Genomic DNA, 18,169 nt, shown 5'->3' with positions numbered 1-18,169 from the left:
TACAAACAAAACTGCATTGTATTTCTTCAAAGTATTTTTTCACTTTTCAACGTGCAATTAAAACCCTAATATTTACATTCCTGTTTTTTCATAAGTTAGTTAACACTATCAAAATAAGCAGTATATTATGTTATTTCTACTTTTAATCTATCATAAAAATTTAACAATGTACACTATTTTCAAATGATTGCATTAACCTTTATATTTCAAATAAAAAAAGGCCAAAGGCCTTTTCTAACTTTTGTAAAATTATATTAAGATAATTTAAGATCTATTTTAATTTCGCCATTTACCAAGCAGTAGGCTATATTTTCTTCAACCTTTATATATACATCTAATGTTTTAAGTTCTGAAATTTTATGAGATTTTGTCCATTCTTCGTAAATTTCCTCTAGTATTGTTTTTTTGGAAACCTCTTTTCCCTGATATTGAACGTAAAAGCCAACATTAATTTTCTTAGCTATCGTTTTCTTAGCCACTGTTTTTTTTGTAACATTAGTTGCCTTGTTAGCTTTTGATTTAACATTTTTAGCAATATCTTTCACCACATTAATAGTTTTTCCAACATTTTCTTTTGTAGCATCAGATACTATTGTTATTGCTTCTTCTGTTCCCACGCTCAAAGCTTCTTTTGTAGAATCTAAAATATTTTCCTCGTTCATGTCATATTCCCCCAATTATAAATAATTTTTATGTTACTTATTCTATTCGATACTTTTCTTTAAAACCCTTTTTTAGGACATTGTTATAGTTCCATAGAAGATAACTATAAGCTTCTTCCTTGCTAATTAATCGCTATATCTATTATTTATTGTATAATTATTAAAAATAATCAATATGCCATATTATACCAATGCTCTTTCTATTATTATTATACACAATATTAACATAAATTTCAATATTAAGCATAAACTATTTTTTTTAAAAAATAAGAATACCAAAATGGTATGCTTATTTTTCATATTTTCCTATAACAGTGGATATAATTGAAGTTAGATAAGAGATAGATTTATTGAGATCCTCAATTTTCTGTTCAAACCTTACTAACAAATATATACTCACACCTATAGGGAAGCCAACTGTACTAATCAGTTTAATTAATGCATCATACATGAGCATTACCTCCCTCACCGTTACAGATAATATATATGATATTTAAAATTATTTTATCTATATTTTTATATTAATCTTACTTCAATAATATATTCACAATTAAAAAAATATCGAATATATTAAAGTACAGCTACTCCTAATTAACTTAACAACTCTCAAGAGTGTATCCGCCTACCTGTATTTGTTGGTATAAAGTAGACCAACTCCATTACTTAAGTAAAAGTGTATGATTTCTCGCTAAAGTAGCAATTTGAATTACTTTAGTAGATTTTTAAACTTTTACTTACTAAAATTAAGGAGGTTATTCATATGAGTCATAGACATAGAGACTGTTGTTGTGAAAAAAGATGTGAACCTATTTGCAAATGTGGAAATAGCTGCGGAACTGGTGGCTTTGGTGGAGGATTTGGCGGTGGCTGCGGCGGTGGCAGTGGCATCTTAATAATTCTTTTACTATTAGGTTGTGGTGGTATCGGCGGCCGTGGTGGCTGTGGCGGCGGATTTGGTGGATTTGGTTTTTAATTAGTTTTAAAAAGGCACTTCTAATTAGAAGTGCCTTCTTTTTATTTATACATAAGTTCTAGTTCTTCTTGAACTTCATTATTTTCTATAAATTCATCATAAGTCATTTGTTTATCCATTATTCCCTTAGGTGTAATTTCTATTATTCTATTTGCAACTGTTGCAAGTAGCTGTGAATCCTGCGATGTTAATAGCATTGTTCCAGTATAACTAGTAAGCCCATTGTTTAAAGCAGTAATAGACTCTAAGTCCAAATGGTTAGTAGGCTCATCTAATATTAATACATTAGCGTTACTAAGCATCATTTTAGAAAGCATACATCTAACCTTTTCTCCACCGGACAATACGCTAGCCTTTTTAAGAGCTTCTTCTCCTGAGAAAAGCATTCTACCTAAAAAACCTCTAATAAAGCTTTCAGCCTTATCCTCAGAGTACTGTCTAAGCCAATCAACCAAGGTACAATCTACACCATAAAAATATTCTGTGTTGTCTTTTGGTAAATAAGCTTGAGATGTAGTAACTCCCCATTTAACTTCACCACTATCTGGCTCCATTTCACCCATTATTATTTTAAAAAGTGTAGTTTTAGCTATTTCATCTGCCCCAGTGAACGCAATCTTATCTCCCTTACTAACTATAAAAGATACATTATCAAGAAGTATTTCTCCATCCACAGTTTTACTTAGATTTTCAACTGTTAATAAATCATTTCCAGCTTCTCTTTCTGGCTTAAAACCAACAAAAGGATATTTACGAGAAGAAGGTTTTATATCATCTAAAGTCAATTTATCTAATTGCTTTTTACGAGAAGTAGCCTGTTTTGCCTTAGATGCATTAGAGCTAAATCTAGCAATAAAGTTTTGTAATTCAGCAATTTTTTCTTCTTTTTTCTTGTTTTGATCTTTAGCCATTTGAAGGGCCAATTGACTAGACTCATACCAAAAATCATAATTTCCAACAAATAGTTGGATTTTACTAAAATCTATATCTGCAACATGAGTACATATTTTGTTTAAGAAATGCCTATCATGCGAAACAACTATTACAGTACTCTCAAAGTTTAGTAAAAAACTTTCAAGCCAATTTTTAGATTTTACATCTAAATTGTTTGTAGGCTCATCTAGTAATAGAATATCAGGTTTACCAAATAAAGTTTGAGCAAGAAGTACCTTTACCTTTTCAGATCCTGTTAGTTCCTTCATTTTCTTATTTTGAAGTTCTTCGTTTATTCCAAGTCCCATTAGTAGAGTTGAAGCTTCTGATTCAGCTTCCCATCCATTAAGTTCTGCAAATTCACCTTCTAGTACTGAAGCTCTAATTCCGTCTTCATCCGTAAAATCTGTTTTTGCATATAATTCATCTTTTTCATGCATTATTTCAAATAGTCTTACATGTCCCATCATTACTGTTTCAATAACTTCATGTTCATCAAATTCGAAATGATCTTGCCTTAAAACTGCTAATCTTTCTCCTGGAGTAATAAAAACTTCTCCAGTATTGGCTTCTATCTCACCAGATAATATTTTAAGAAATGTTGATTTACCAGAACCATTAGCTCCAATTAATCCATAACAATTACCGGGATTAAATTTTATATTAACATTATCAAATAATTTACGTGCACCATATCTTAAACTTATGTTATTTGTACTAATCATATATTTATATATACCTCCATATTAAGTAATCTCATTATAGTCGAAACTACTCAGCCATTATACCACAAGGAAGGAAACTAGGCTAATGTAATTTATACCTTCCTTTATGGGCTTGTTATTTTTTATTATGATTTGATGATTTGTAATCAGCTCTAGAATTATGATCGACGGGTCTATCTTTAGGTATGATTTTTGGATCAATAATCTCTCCCATGCGGATATCTTTTCGTAGAATTTCTATATTAAAATCTCTTTCATAGTTTTTAATAAGATCAAGTTCTCTCTCTACTACTATGGATAGTGCGAGCCCATGTTCTCCCATTCTTCCTGTTCTACCAACTCTATGCAAATAGTCTTTCGAGTTTTCTGGTATATCAAGGTTAAATATGTGAGATACTCCTACTATATCAAGTCCTCTAGCTGCTAAATCCGAAGCCACTAAAAGTTGAATTTTACCTGCATTAAAATCTTCAAGAGCTTTCTTTCTATCAATTTTTTCAGATGATCCATGTATTCCCTCTACTTTTAAACCATGATAGCTAAGCTTAGAAGTTGTAATTTCTACCTCATCACTTTTGTTTATAAATATTATTGCCTTTTCAGGTTTAGTAGCACTTATAAGTTTCCTTAAAATTTCAATTTTATCTCTTCTTTCCACTAGAAAATATATATGCTCTATATTGGGATTTACAACGCTTTTATCGCCTACTTTAATAACTCGAGGATCCTTCATTAAAGTTTTAGCAATTTCTACTACTTTAAGTGATATCGTAGCTGAAAATATCATAATTTGCCTATCGCGAAGTGTAGTTTTTATTATTGCTTTTACACCATCTATGTTATCCTCATCTATCATTCTATCGCCTTCATCTATTACTATAGTCTTGACTCCATGAGATTTTAGTTTTTTCATTGCGATAAGTTCTAAAATTCTCCCAGCCGAACCCACTATTATATGAGGTTTTTCCTTAAGAGACTCTAATTGCCTTTTAATATTAACATTACCTATTATACTAGTTGATCTAACTAAGCTATCTGAGTTCATAGATAACAATTCTACCTGTTTATGTATTTGAATTGCAAGTTCATGAGTCGGCGCAAGTATAATTGCTTGAATATCCTTTGATGTTATATCTATTTTTTGAAATATAGGTAATAAATAAGCTAACGTTTTACCAGAACCTGTCTCTGACTCTCCGATGATATCCTCACCTGCAAGTCCCATTGGTATAGCCTTTGATTGAATTTCTGTAGGACTTTCAATGCCTTGTTTAATAAGACCTTGTATAAGGTTTTGTTTTAATCCTAATTCATTAAATAATTTTTCCATATTTTCTCCTTTATTCTAAGAAATCTTACTATTAGCGTATTTAAATATTGTTGCTTTTATAGCTAAATAATCTATTTCTTTTGGTAATGCTTCTTTAATTGGTTTTAACTTTGAAGCTCCGATTTTTTCTATGACTTCAATGATGAGTGCTTCATGATTTTTGGGAATAAAATCATCTAGATTAACATCAAAACCCTCAGCAGCGCATTTAAATATATGTTCTTGTACTGTTAGGCTTTTAAGTTTTCTCAAGTCTATTATGTCCTCTATGCTTTTACCTTGTTTATACAGGTTATAAGTAATGACATAGCTAGGCACCTTGTCATCATTTTTTCCATTTTGCTTTAGTGAACTTTCCGCCTGAATATCCTCGCCCACTTCTTCATTATATAGTATTTCTTCCTTTAGTTCTATATTGTTTTCCTTCATATATTTTTTTATAACATTAATGAATTCCTCACCATACTTATTAAGCTTAGATTCCCCTACTCCTTTGATATTAAGCATCTCTTTTTCATTTACTGGAAAATATTCGCTCATCTCTCTTAGTGCACTATCTGCAAAAACAATATATGGTGGAACTTTCTCTCTCTCTGAGATATCTTTTCGCAGTGCTTTCAGTATTTCAAATAAGCCCGTATCCTTAACTACCTTAGCCTTCTTTTTATCTATTTTCTGATACACTTTTTCCTCATTCTTAAGAACTGCCACGGCTTTTTCTTTTAAATGAACCACTGGAAACTGGCCATCTGCAAGCGATAAATATTCTTCTGCTGTAAGCACATTTATAAGATCTCTTATCTCCTTAACAGTATACTGCTTTATTATCCCATAAGTAGATAACTTATTAAATCCAAGCTCCAAAACTTTTTTATTCTTTGATCCACGAAGAACCTCTGCAATTAATGAAGTACCGTACCTCTCCTTCATCCTAAATATGCAAGAGAATATCTTTTGTGCCTCAATAGTTATATCTACGAGTTCACTTTCATCATTGCAGGTACTACAATTGTCACATTTATCCTGAACATTTTCTTCTCCAAAATATTCCAAAATAAACTTTCGTAGACATCTTGACGTGTGTGAATAATCCACCATAGCTTGAAGTTTCTTATACTCATTTACCTTTCTTTGAGGTGACTCGGTGCTTTGCTCTATAAAAAACTTCTGAAGTAGCACATCTGCCGCAGAAAATAACAATATGCATTCACTTGGCTCACCATCACGACCTCCACGTCCTGCTTCTTGGTAATATGCTTCCATGCTCTTTGTTAAATTATAATGAATAACATACCTAACGTTTGATTTATCTATTCCCATACCAAATGCATTAGTAGCTATAATTATGTTGATATCATCATATAAGAATTTTTCCTGGTTTTGCTTTCTTTCAACGTCTCCTAGCCCAGCATGGTACTTGCCTACGTTATATCCCTTTTTATGCAAAAGCTCGTAGAGATTATTTGTTTCCTTTCTTGTAGCTGTGTAAATTATCCCTACTTGGTCTTTATTATCTTCAATGTATTTTAGTACAAAATCTCTTTTGTTTTCTCCACGAATAACAGTAAAGCTTAAATTTTCTCTATTAAAACCAGTTACATAGACATCTGGCTCTCTTAATTTTAAAATCTTAATAACGTCTAGCCTTACCTCCTGCGTAGCCGTCGCCGTAAATGCCGCTATAATTGGTCTTCCTGGTAATTTTTCTAATAAATTAGAAATTGCTGCATAGCTAGGTCTAAAATCATGACCCCATTGAGATACACAATGAGCTTCATCTACTGCTAAAAGCGATATTGTTAATCTATTTAACATATTGCAGAAAAAGTCTGATTCTAGCCTTTCTGGGGCAACATAAAGAAGCTTCACTTCTCCTGCAGCTACCCTATCAATTCTTTCATTAACTTCATTAATACTTAATGAGCTATTTATATATGTTGCAGCTATCCCAATACTATTCAATGTGTCTACTTGATCTTTCATAAGTGATATAAGTGGTGATATTACAAGTGTTACTCCTTCTAGCATTAAAGCTGGTATTTGATAACATACCGACTTTCCTGCCCCTGTAGGCATTACCGCAAAGGTATCTTTTCCACTTAATATACTTTCTATTACATTTTCTTGCCCTTTTCTAAAATTATCATACCCATAATACTTCTTTAATTTTTCTTGTGCTTCATGCAACATACATATTTCTTCCTCTCGTCCGTAATAAATTCTTACAATAGTATAACATTATTTTAAGAACTTTGTACCAATTTGCTGATGAAATGTGTATTAGTTTTAGGTGACGTCATCATCAAAAGAATTATATACTAAGTATCTTTTTAAAATCCTTAACATAGTGTCTACTAACAGGAACTTCCTCATTTAAACCTTCTACCTGAAGCACAAAAGTACTATTAGAGCCCGGCACTATTTTATAAATTCTGTCCAAATTAACTAAATAACTTTTATGACTTCTAAAAAAATTATGATTAATTAATTTATTTCCCAATTGAGTTAAAGTGTCATGTGTTGTAAAAGTGGCTTCTCCCGTATAAACAAAGACTTCTTTGTTTAACACAGTACAATACAGTATATCTTGTGGATGAACAAGGTATATACACTCATCCTTCCAAAGTGGCAACTTTATTAAGCCTTCCACTGTTCTTTTCTCTTGCAGTATATTTTTATTACAATTAAACCTTTCGTTTATCTTATCCAAAGTAAGCTCTAGTCTTTTAATTGAAAATGGTTTTAGGATATAATCTATTGCATTAATTTCAAAAGCTTTTATAGCATATTTATCAATTACTATTGCAAATACAATACTTACTGAAAAATTAAGCATACATATCTCTTCAGACAAAGTAAACCCACTAATTACTGGCATTTCTATATCTAGAAACACAATTTCCGGTTTAGCCTTTTTTATAAATTCTAAAGCGGTTGAGGGATTTGAATATTTACCAATAATTTCTATTTCACTGTTTTTACTTAAAATAAAACTTATTTCATCTAAAGACGATTTCTCATCCTCTACTAAAACTACTCTTAACATAAACACCCCACCTATATTTACATTTCATTCTAACAATAAAAGTAAATTATTTATCATAATTTTGTTTTCCCTTATACTTATTGTAAATTAGTAATTAAAGCCCAAAACAACATCTTTTTATATTTATTAATTATATCGTGTGATTTACTATTTACCTTAGTAAAAAATAACTTTATTTTTAGCTATATCTAAATAATCCTAATAATTGACGTAAAATGCACTAATAATAGGTTATATTAATGTAAACTATACTCTTTAGTCATTAAATACTGGACATTTTCACATTATTAATCTACTATTAATTAAGAGAATTTTATTAAAGCCTAAATAAATAAGAAAAATCAGTATACTGACTTTTTATTTATTTAAATGTACTTAGATATATACAAATAGAGGAGGTTTTTAATTATGGCAGCTGCACATTCGTTTGATATAGTATCAGATGTCGATATGCAAGAAGTAGACAATGCAATAAACCAAGCATTAAAGGAAATTAAACAAAGATATGACTTTAAAAATACTATTACTGAAATTAACTTAGGTAAAGAGGATATTAAAATAATATCTGATGATGACTTTAAATTGAAGTCAGTTATAGAAGTGCTTGTAAGTAGATTAATTAAAAGAGGTATATCCGGCAAAGCACTAGACCTTGGTAAACAAGATGTTGCTACGCTAGGTTCCGCAAGACAAACTGCTAAAATTATAAAAGGTATTTCCACTGAAAAAGCAAAAAAAATAATTGCAGTGATTAAGTCCACTAAGATTAAAGTTCAAGCTCAAATTATGGATAATCAACTAAGAGTTACTGGTAAGGACCTTGATGATCTACAGGAAATAATGGCTTTACTAAAATCAAAGGATTTTGATATTGCACTACAATTCACTAATTATAGATAGTTTCATTTAAAGGTTAGACCAATTTAAACTGGTCTAGCCTTTTTTTATTTACTTTAATAATTCATAGTAATAATTACACCTCTCTTATAATGTATCATAGTTCGCTTAATATTTAATACTCCATAATACCTTACACTAATTACAAACTATTATGAATATTGTAATAATTAAAAAATAATGTATTATGTATAAGATATTATAATATTGTTTAAAATGACAGTCCATTATATTTTTTTTGCATAATACGTAAAAGTTTGTTAATTTTTATTATTTTTCTTAAATCTTTTCATAAACCTATTGACGTTTTATGTTATTTTTGCTACAATTTAATTATAAATAAGTCGAAAGATGTTTGAGGAGGAAATTATATGAAATCAACAGGTATAGTAAGAAAAGTGGACGAACTTGGAAGAATTGTTATTCCTATAGAATTGAGAAGAACTTTGGATATAGATATCAAGGACGCTTTAGAAATCTATGTAGACGGTGATCAAATCATTCTTAAGAAATATGAGCCAGCTTGTATTTTCTGTCAAAATGCAAGAGACGTTGTAAACTACAAAGGTAAAAACATTTGTAAAGATTGTCTTGCTGAATTAGGTTCAGGCAAATAATTCAAACTTAATATAAAAAAGTTTAAACATAAAATAAGAGATATCCTTTTGAGGATATCTCTTATTTTATGTTTTTAATCTAAATTCGCTATTACAATTTGAGCAAGTTACAATTATTTTACCTTTTTTTCTTGGTAATCTTAATTTTTGCTTACATTTTGGACAATTTGTTATTATATACTTTCTATTTTCCTTGAATTTTTCTATAGGTTTATATTGCCTAATTTTAATATTAATTAATCCTATTTTTTTCTTGAATATTTGTCTAAAACTGTTAAATTTATAATAAAACCTTCTTTCTATATTCTCATAAACAAATTTTTCATTATTTCTTCTATTTACATTTGTTGACCTACTTCTCCAAATTGAATAGATAATAAGTGCTGTTCCTAAAAACCATGCATACCTAGTTACAAACAAAAATATTCCTACTATTAAGGTTACTTTTGAAAATTTATCCCAGCCATATAATTCTCTAGAAGATTTAACATGCATTTATACTATTCCTCCTATTATTCTCTAGAGTAAATAACAATTCTGAATTGTTATCCCCACGTGCATTGAATGTAGTAACTTTAACATGATGATTTTAATTACTACATACATAATTATTATTCTTATATATATTCTAGCACTATAAAGCATAAATCATTATTAATTTTCTGTAAAAGTACTTTAAACATTCTCTACGACTCTTATTGCTATTGATTTATTTTATTTTATATATTAATTAAAATTTCAACCTCACTTTTTTTGTATTATGTCGAATTTATATTTCTAGTTTAATAGTTAATCTTATTTTATTAAACTTATTACAATTCTATTGACTATTTGTGTAATCAATGTTATTCTAAAACTAAGAAATAAGTCGAATTTCAACGATTAATCACACACAAAAGAAAAATCTTATTTCGACATAAACTTACACTAATTAAAATATCCCCTAAATAATAAAAGATAAAAAGGAAACTACTTATATCTTATTTTTAGCAATTAACTATTATCGTATTCATGGATATAAATATTTTATGTAGATGTATTTGTAGCAGTTATTAATAAATTAGTTTCCTTTATCTTTATCCCCCCAAATATAACTAAATAATAAATTTTGATTATTTATAAAATAAAAAAACTTGAGCAAATGCTCAAGTTTTTTTATTCATAGATTTTTCTATCTTACTATGCCTTATTCCCAAAATTCACAAACCTGCTTTTGCGCATGTATATTATTATTAGTTATTTTAAAGTTATCCCATTCCTTCGGGAAAAGCCGTCTATACCTTTTGTGAAGAAATCTATCATCTATTAAAAGAACAGTTCCTCTATCCTCTTCTGTTCTAATTACCCTTCCCGCTGCCTGTAGTACTTTATTCATACCCGGGTACATATATGAATACTCATAACCACAATTGTTTTTTGCATTAAAGTAATCTTTTATAATTTCTCGTTCAAAACAAATCATAGGATGCCCTACACCGACAATTATAACACCGATTAATGCATCACCTTTTAAATCTATACCCTCTGAAAATATACCACCTAGAACTCCAAAGCCTAAAATATCTTCATCATTGGAACTAGTAAAGTTATTTAAAAAAGCTTCTCTTGCGTCTTCAGTCATAAAATTATTTTGAATACTAATTTTAACATTTGGATGTGTTTCAGAAAACCTATCACACACTTCATCCATATATTTATAGGAAGGAAAAAACACCATGTAATTACCATTCTTAGCACTTATTACCGAATATATGTACTCTACTATTTTCAAATAACTATTTTCTCTCCTATTATATCTAGTAGAAATGTCCTTTGATACCATAACTTTAAGCTTATTTTTATCAAACGGAGAGTTGAGCGTTAAATTATAATCTTGGCTATTTCCACCTAGAATCTCTTTAAAATATAATAATGGTAATAGGGTTGCAGAGAAATATATTACTGATCGCCCTCTTTTGGACGCCTCTCTTAAAAGCTTAGACGGATCCAAGCAAAATATTTTTATTACAACGTCATCCTCTGTACTTTCTACATAGGTTATATATTTGTCATCATAAAGTTCAGCTATTCTAATAAAACTCAAAGAATTAAAATACAATTCTAAAAAATTATCATATATTTCAGATTTTTCATTTTTAGTAAGCCAAACCTCTAATATTTTAGTAAGCCTTGTAAGAAGATTATAGATATCTACTGGCTCAGAATCTTGTTTGTAATACCCCTCTTCATTACACATTTTTTTCATATTGAGCATAAAGGAATTTAGCTTATTTAAAATTTTGTACATGCCATCATTCTTACCTTTTATATCTTTTTTCAATTGTAGTAATAGTTTTTTATGGATTTGCGCTGAAAACATTTCTCTAGCCCTATCTACTAGGTTATGAGCTTCATCAACCAAAATAGTATAGTCACCATTGTTATCAGTAAAGAATCTCTTTAAGTAAACCCTAGGGTCAAACACATAGTTATAATCGCATATAACACAATCAGCCCATAGAGTTAAATCCAATGAGAATTCAAAAGGACATACATTATGTTTCTTTGAATACATCTCAATTATTTCTCTACTAAATGTATTTTCGTTTTTTAATATATCAAAAATAGCATCATTAACCCTATCAAAATGTCCTTTTGCAAATTTACATTGCTCAGGATTACAAGAACTCCCCTTACTAAAGCATACTTTATCCTTTGCAGTTATTGTAATGGTCTTAAACTCAAGACCATTTTCCTTCATTTTATCAAAAGCATCCTCTGCAACTTGTCTTGTTATGGTTTTAGCTGTTAGGTAAAATATCTTTGAGGTATGTCCTTCTCCCATAGCCTTAACCGTTGGAAACAAAGTAGATATAGTTTTACCTATTCCAGTTGGCGCTTGCACAAACATTTTCTTATTTTCTACCACTGTTTTGTATACGGAAACAGCTAGTTCTCTTTGTCCATCTCTATAATTATCAAATGGAAATTTCATATCTTTTATAGTTTTATCTCTTGTCTGGTTCCACTTATTGGTAATATTTGCCCATATAAAATAACTAGAAATAATTTCATCAAAGAACTCTTGGAGTTTATTAATTGAATAAGCTCTAACAAATTTTTTAATTTTTTCATTTTCTATCTCATAATATGTTAATTGAACATTAATAAGCTCAAGTTTATTTTGTATTCCATATATATATGCATAACATTTCGCTTGGGCCCAGTGAAGACTATTATAATCCTCTTTAATAAGCTCTATATCTTTAGTAACAGTTTTAATTTCATCTATGGTAACCTTATTATCTATAATTAGAATACCATCAGCGCGCCCCTCTATAACAATTGACGCGCCATCATATAGTATGCTATGTTTTAAACTAACCTCTGACAAATATTCTTCTCCAAGCAGTATAGAATACTTGTCTCTATTTTCCTTTTGTATCTTTTGGTGAGCTTTAGTACCTTCTACAGCCCTACTGTTTCCCATAAATCTCATATCTAAATCGCCTGCTCTTAGTACAAACTCTACTAAGTTACGCACAGATATTCTTATATCTCTATTTTTATCCACATGTTATACCTTCTTTATTGTATAATCTTACCACGCATAAAATTTAGCTATTTCTTTGAGCTTCTATTTTCTCGTCTAGTTCATTTAAATATGTCCACCTCAGCATTAAATGTTCAGTTTCAGTTTTAATTTCCTTTTGCTTTTGAGTTAATTTCTCCAAATATTCAAAGTCACTACTTCCAGCATTTATCTTTTTATTAACATCTAAAAGTTCCGTTTCCTTTTGTTCAATTAGGCTATCAATTTCATCATATTCTTTTTTCTCTTTAAAAGTAAACTTCAACTCTTTATCTCTATTATTGTCCATTGCAACTTCTTTATTTTCAAGTGTTATCTCTTTTTCATTTTGACCTTTTTTGTCTTCTTTATTCAAATCCTCATCATCTTCTAATAATTCCGGATGTTTTCCTATATATTCTTGATAGTCAGAATAATTTCCAACAAATTGTATTATTTTTTCATTTCCCTCAAAACTAAATATTTTATCAGAAACTCTATCTAAAAAATATCTATCATGTGATACCGTTATAACCACACCATTAAATCCATCTAAATAATCTTCAAGTACTGCCAATGTTTGAATATCAAAGTCATTAGTTGGCTCGTCTAAAAATAGTACGTTTGGAGCTTCCATAAGAATCCTTAATAAATACAGTCTTCTTTTTTCTCCACCAGATAAACTAGAAATAAAGGAATGCTTTGTATTTTTATCAAATAAAAATCTCTCAAGCATTTGAGATGCTGTAATCTTCTCTCCATTACCTGTAGATATATATTCTGCACCTTCTCTAATATATTCAATTGCCCTCAGGTTTTCATTCATCTCACCATTTTCTTGATGGAAAAAACCAATTTTCACTGTTTCTCCCCATTCGACAATCCCTGCATCCTGTTTTATTACCCCACTTAAAATATTCATAAGTGTAGATTTTCCAATGCCATTAGGACCAATAATACCTACTTTATCTCTTCTAGTAAATATATGACTGAAATCTTTAATCAATTTTTTATCACCATATGCTTTATATATATTCTCTACATTAAGAATTTTTTTACCAAGCCTAGTAGATGCTGAAGACAATTCTAAGTTATCATTTGATATATCCACTTTCCCATCACGAAGTTCATCAAAACGGTCAATTCTGGCCTTTTGCTTTGTACTTCTAGCTTTTGCACCACGCCTTATCCATGCTAGTTCCTTTTTAAATAAGCTCACTCGTTTTCTCTCTAGCGTGTCCACTAAAGCCATTCTTTCAACTTTCTTTTCTAAATACACGCTATAATTACCCTGGTAACTATATAAATTACCCTTGTCAAGTTCAAGAATTTTATTTGTTATTCTATCTAAAAAATATCTATCATGGGTAATCATGAGTAAAGCACCTTTTCTTTTATTTAAAAACTTCTCTAACCAATCAATTATTTTATTGTCCATGTGGTTTGTAGGCTCGTCCAAAATCAGCAAATCTGATGGAGTAATTAGGGCGCTACATAAAGCAACTCTCTTTCTTTGTCCACCTGAAAGGTCACCTATACGTTGCTTAAAATCAGTTATTCCAAGCTTTGTAAGTATTATTTTAGCATCATCTTGTACTTGCCATCCATTACAAGCATCCATTTTATCGTTTAAGTTCATCAATGCATTTAAAGTAGATTCATTTTCTGGGTCCACTTGTAATTTATCTATAACAACTTCATATTCTTGTATAACCTTCATAACATCGGTATCACTTTTGAAAATCTGCTCAAGCACTGTAGCGTCTTGATCAAATTCAGGATTTTGAGATAAATACTCTATATTTACCTTATTTCCCTTTATAATTCTTCCTGCATCAGGAACTTCAAAGCCAGCTATTATTTTTAAAAGAGTTGATTTTCCAGTACCATTAACTCCTATCAAACCAATTTTATCTCCATCACTTATACCTAGTGATATTTTATCAATGAGTATTCTTTCACTGTAACTTTTACTCACTTCTTCTATTGTTAACAAATTCATATATGTACCATCCTTTTCATGGCATAACGCCATGCTTTAATTATAACTAAATATATAGCTAAGTGATAGTGGAAATATTTCGAATGTATTTATTTCACTTCCAAAAATATATATTATTTAGTTTTTATAGTTCTATATCAATAAAAAAATCGCCTTCCGGCGACAACTTAAACATACTCTTAAATAATAATTATTTTTTACGTGTTGCTAGAAGAGGATTATTTATTTTCTTTTGTTTAGCCAAACTAATTTGATACTCTATTAACTTGTTTTGTGAATCAATTATTTTATACTTATAAGATTGAAGCTTAAATTTCATTTCTTTATTCTCTACTTTTATTTTTCTATTTTCATCACTAGAATTTTTACTAGTCTCTCGCAATGCTTCTAATTGTTGTTGCATTTCTATATTTTCTTGCTCTAGTGTTTTTACATAGTCAGTTTTTTCTACATTTTTGCACTTGTTAAGCAATTCTTGATTATAATCTTCCATATGATTCAATTGTTTTTTCAAACCATCTAATTGCAGAGTCAATTCTTTATCATGTTTTGCTAGAGTCTCTTCTTTATTTGAAAGTTCCTTGCAAAGCGAACTACTTTTAAACATATCATCGCCTAAATTTATAGCAGTTAAAATTGCTGCTGAAGAAGTACTAAGCTTTTCATTCTTACCCATTATATTCTTTATTTTTTTATCTACATAACTTGCTACCATATGTAAATATTCTTCTCTTTCGTCACCTTTTAGATTATATTCAATGCCATTTATTTTTATTGTTACAACGTTCATCTAAAACACCCTCTTAGACAGATTAGTTAATCCCATTGTATCACAATATACACTTTAATAAAACCAAAATTTTCAAATTAACACATCAAATAAAACAATTAATATATTTGCTTGTTCTTCTTTAAGCTAATGTGTATTTTTAAAGCTCCCTTATTACTAGGGGAGCTTTAATTTGATAATATTACCTAAGCTGCGCACCTAATTTATGTTCTAAAGTTCTCAATATCTTCTCGTGCACTTTATTTACTTCATCGTCTGTTAACGTCTTATCAGAGCGTCTATATACTATAGCATATGCTATACTTTTCTTTCCTTCTGCTATTTGTTTACCCTTGTACACATCAAATAACTTAGTGCTTTCTAGAATATTGCCACCCTTAGCTACAATAACATCTTCAATGTCCTGTACTAAAATCTCATCATCAACTATAAGTGCAATATCTCTTGTTACAGCCGGAAATTTTGGGAGTGCTTTATACTTCTTGTTTAAGTCAGCATATTTATATAATAAATCTAGGTTTAGTTCTGCTACATAACATCTTGGTTCCACCCCATAGTTCTCTGATACATTAGGATGAACTTCTCCAACTACACCTATAAATTCTCTCTTTACATATAGACTTGCAGTCTTTCCAGGATGATAGGTCGGGTTTTCACTTTCTCTTTTAAACGACGCATTTTTTATTCCTAAAACATCTAATACATTTTCCACTACGCCCTTCAAATCCAAATAATCAACATCTCCATACATTCCTATAGTTAATATATTTCTTTCCTCAGGAAGCTTCTGCGCATCTTCATTTGGTATATAAACCTTACCTATTTCAAATAATCTAGCTTCTTCATTATTCCTTGAATAATTCCTTGATAAACAATCCATCATAGATGCTATGGTTGTAGTTCTCATAATACTATAATCTTCTCCTAGAGGATTCTTTATAGTAACTACCTTTCTTAATTCACTGTCCTCTGCCACTAGAATTTTATTGAATATTTTAGGGCTTACAAACGAATAACTTATAGATTGATTAAGTGCACTTCCAATTAAAGAAAGTATTACTTTGTCTTCTAATTTTTGTTTTTCACTTTTTCCACTCCTTACTGTTTCACAATTCGGAATAGTAGATGGTATATTATCATAACCATACATTCTTGCAATTTCTTCGGCAACGTCTTCTCTAATGTTAATATCCGATCTATGAGTCGGTACCTGTATTATTAAAAAGTCACCTATTATTTCCGTATTAAGCTCTAATCTATCAAGATACATTTTCATATCACTCTTATCTATATCAGTTCCTAAAAACTCGTTAATCCACTTTGCATTTACTTCTAAAGAATGTGACTTACGTTTTATAGGGTAAATATCTATGCATCCCTGCATTATTTCACCTGCACCTAATTCTTGTACTAAATGACAAGCTCTATCTATTGCCATTTGGGCCATATTAGGATCTAAATCTTTTTCAAATTTAGAAGATGCATCAGTTCTTAATGACAATTTTTTTGAAGCTAGTCTTATATTAACTCCATCAAAGTTTGCGCCTTCAAATATTATGCTTGTCGTATCTTCCTTAATTTCTGAATTCAAGCCTCCCATTATACCTGCAAGTCCTATAGTTCTATCTCCATCTTTTATGCTTAATATACTCTCATCAAGTTCTCTTTCTATATCATCCAATGTAGTAAATTTCTCGGACATTTTCGCTCTTTCAACAACTATTTTATTAGTAGTTATTTGCCTTGCATCAAATGCGTGCATAGGTTGGCCAAGCTCTACCATAACAAAGTTTGTAATGTCCACTATGTTATTGATAGGTCTAAGTTCTGCCTCTATTAGTCTTTCCTGCATCCATTGTGGTGAAGGGGCAATTTTTACATTTTTTATACCCTTTAACATATATCTTTTACACAGTTCATCTTTAATCTCAACCTTGTATATATCTTCAACATTTTCAGCGCAAGTAGCTTTATAATCAAGGGCTGGTTTTCTATACTGTGTGCCTAAAGTTGCGGCTGTCTCTCTAGCTATTCCTAAAATACTAAGGCAATCTGCTCTGTTAGATGTTATCTCAAAATCTATTAAAACACTTTGGAGCTTTAGTGCCTCTTTTATGTCTATTCCAATAAGTGTGTCACTAGGAAGTATCATTAGTCCATAAACTGGTTCATCCCCTGCAATCCCGAGTTCTTCCTCAGAACAAAACATACCATTAGATAATATACCACGAAGTTTACCTTTTTTAATTTTTAATCCTCCATGTAAACTTGACCCATGAAGTGCTACTGGTACTATATCCTGTTCTTTCATATTTGTGGCTGCCGTAACAATTTGTGTTGGTACATCTAGTCCTATATCTACTTGACATACAACTAATTTATCAGCATCTGGGTGTCTAACAATTTCAATTATTTTCCCTGTAACAACATTGTTAATTTCAGCACCTGATATAATTACCTCTTCTACCTTTGAACCAGACAACGTTAATTTGTCACCTAGCTCTTTTGGTGGAATGTTAACATCTACATAATCTTTAAGCCATTTAACTGGAACTTTCATAATACATCCTCCTAGAATCTGTGTTAGTACAAAACAATTATTGTTGTTTTGCCTATTTCATTTCATATAATTAGTAAGTAATTA

The 18,169-nt window shown here is 30.0% G+C and carries 14 protein-coding genes; 3 read left to right on the top strand and 11 right to left on the bottom strand.

Annotated elements, in window-relative coordinates:
* Positions 1–254: 254 nt before the first annotated feature.
* Together LGK95_RS09785 and LGK95_RS09780 are read right to left on the bottom strand one after the other, a co-directional pair.
* The gene (locus LGK95_RS09785) at positions 255–662 is read right to left on the bottom strand and encodes a DUF6465 family protein (RefSeq protein ID WP_226124507.1); all 408 of its coding nucleotides are present in this window, start codon (positions 660–662) and stop codon (positions 255–257) included.
* A gap of 289 nt (positions 663–951) precedes the next feature.
* On the bottom strand, positions 952–1,113 hold the full coding sequence (locus tag LGK95_RS09780) for a YvrJ family protein (RefSeq protein ID WP_226124506.1): 162 nt from the start codon (positions 1,111–1,113) through the stop codon (positions 952–954).
* A 309-nt stretch (positions 1,114–1,422) separates the two neighbouring features.
* Between LGK95_RS09780 and LGK95_RS09775 the strand changes: the two genes are divergently transcribed.
* The gene (locus LGK95_RS09775) at positions 1,423–1,635 is read left to right on the top strand and encodes a ground-like protein (protein ID WP_226124505.1); all 213 of its coding nucleotides are present in this window, start codon (positions 1,423–1,425) and stop codon (positions 1,633–1,635) included.
* 41 nt (positions 1,636–1,676) lie between these two features.
* Here LGK95_RS09775 and LGK95_RS09770 read toward each other — a convergent pair whose 3' ends face one another.
* From LGK95_RS09770 to LGK95_RS09755, 4 genes are all read right to left on the bottom strand, one after another.
* A complete protein-coding gene (locus LGK95_RS09770) occupies positions 1,677–3,293 on the bottom strand; it encodes an ABC-F family ATP-binding cassette domain-containing protein (protein ID WP_226124503.1) in 1,617 nt (538 codons plus the stop codon).
* A gap of 115 nt (positions 3,294–3,408) precedes the next feature.
* On the bottom strand, positions 3,409–4,623 hold the full coding sequence (locus tag LGK95_RS09765; RefSeq protein ID WP_226124501.1) for a DEAD/DEAH box helicase: 1,215 nt from the start codon (positions 4,621–4,623) through the stop codon (positions 3,409–3,411).
* 15 nt (positions 4,624–4,638) lie between these two features.
* Positions 4,639–6,813, bottom strand: a complete 2,175-nt coding sequence (gene recQ, locus LGK95_RS09760) for a DNA helicase RecQ (RefSeq protein WP_226124499.1) — start codon at positions 6,811–6,813, stop codon at positions 4,639–4,641.
* A 121-nt stretch (positions 6,814–6,934) separates the two neighbouring features.
* On the bottom strand, positions 6,935–7,669 hold the full coding sequence (locus LGK95_RS09755) for a LytR/AlgR family response regulator transcription factor (protein WP_226124497.1): 735 nt from the start codon (positions 7,667–7,669) through the stop codon (positions 6,935–6,937).
* Between the two features lie 408 nt (positions 7,670–8,077).
* On the opposite strand from LGK95_RS09755, the gene LGK95_RS09750 reads away from it, so the two are divergent.
* Together LGK95_RS09750 and LGK95_RS09745 are read left to right on the top strand one after the other, a co-directional pair.
* On the top strand, positions 8,078–8,569 hold the full coding sequence (locus tag LGK95_RS09750; protein ID WP_226124495.1) for a YajQ family cyclic di-GMP-binding protein: 492 nt from the start codon (positions 8,078–8,080) through the stop codon (positions 8,567–8,569).
* Positions 8,570–8,937: 368 nt separating this feature from the next.
* Positions 8,938–9,183 (top strand): AbrB/MazE/SpoVT family DNA-binding domain-containing protein, encoded by a 246-nt coding sequence (locus tag LGK95_RS09745; protein ID WP_071614011.1) that lies wholly within the window; start codon positions 8,938–8,940, stop codon positions 9,181–9,183.
* Between the two features lie 66 nt (positions 9,184–9,249).
* Here LGK95_RS09745 and LGK95_RS09740 read toward each other — a convergent pair whose 3' ends face one another.
* From LGK95_RS09740 to pheT, 5 genes are all read right to left on the bottom strand, one after another.
* Positions 9,250–9,678, bottom strand: coding sequence for a hypothetical protein (locus tag LGK95_RS09740; protein WP_226124493.1), 429 nt, complete (start codon positions 9,676–9,678; stop codon positions 9,250–9,252).
* Positions 9,679–10,369: 691 nt separating this feature from the next.
* Positions 10,370–12,736, bottom strand: coding sequence for an ATP-dependent DNA helicase (locus LGK95_RS09735; RefSeq protein ID WP_226124491.1), 2,367 nt, complete (start codon positions 12,734–12,736; stop codon positions 10,370–10,372).
* A 43-nt stretch (positions 12,737–12,779) separates the two neighbouring features.
* Positions 12,780–14,735 carry an ABC-F family ATP-binding cassette domain-containing protein gene (locus tag LGK95_RS09730; protein ID WP_226124489.1) on the bottom strand — a complete coding sequence of 652 codons (1,956 nt, stop codon included), beginning with the start codon at positions 14,733–14,735 and terminating at the stop codon, positions 12,780–12,782.
* A gap of 190 nt (positions 14,736–14,925) precedes the next feature.
* Positions 14,926–15,525 (bottom strand): cell division protein ZapA, encoded by a 600-nt coding sequence (locus LGK95_RS09725; protein WP_226124487.1) that lies wholly within the window; start codon positions 15,523–15,525, stop codon positions 14,926–14,928.
* 181 nt (positions 15,526–15,706) lie between these two features.
* Positions 15,707–18,085 carry a phenylalanine--tRNA ligase subunit beta gene (gene pheT / locus LGK95_RS09720; RefSeq protein WP_226124485.1) on the bottom strand — a complete coding sequence of 793 codons (2,379 nt, stop codon included), beginning with the start codon at positions 18,083–18,085 and terminating at the stop codon, positions 15,707–15,709.
* Positions 18,086–18,169: the final 84 nt, after the last annotated feature.

It is taken from the genome of Clostridium algoriphilum (genome assembly GCF_020443705.1).
Classification (GTDB): Bacteria; Bacillota; Clostridia; order Clostridiales; family Clostridiaceae; genus Clostridium_AD; species Clostridium_AD algoriphilum.
Note: the sequence above shows the minus strand (reverse complement) of the source record. Positions and strands in the feature narration are given on the sequence as shown.